Here is a 266-nt window from a genome sequence, read left to right as displayed (position 1 = left end):
CCGCCGCGTCTGCAGGGACAAAAACGTACAGCACAGGCGTCGTGACTTTTGATGTGGCTCCTGGCGGCACTGCTGCCTATGTCGGTGTGTGGATCTCCGGAACGTTCAAGGGCGGTTTCAAGCTGCCATCATCTGTTTTCTACACAGCGCAAGGCACCTATCAGCTGCAACCAATCACGATCAGGATTCCGTGATGCCGACATTCGACGTGCAAGTCACCGCTGACGCATACGGGGAACAGCAATTCCCCTATGTTGTCGAGGTTG

At 55.6% G+C, this 266-nt stretch carries 1 protein-coding gene; it reads left to right on the top strand.

What is annotated here, in order from left to right; genetic code table 11:
- Nucleotides 1–194 (top strand): hypothetical protein (locus E4680_RS14245; RefSeq protein ID WP_205688963.1); only part of this gene is annotated, 194 nt, incomplete at its 5' end.
- Nucleotides 195–266 lie beyond the last annotated feature (72 nt).

The sequence above is a fragment of the Candidatus Macondimonas diazotrophica genome, assembly GCF_004684205.1.
Taxonomy (GTDB): domain Bacteria; phylum Pseudomonadota; class Gammaproteobacteria; order UBA5335; family UBA5335; genus Macondimonas; species Macondimonas diazotrophica.
This window is presented reverse-complemented; position numbering and strand designations above follow the sequence as displayed.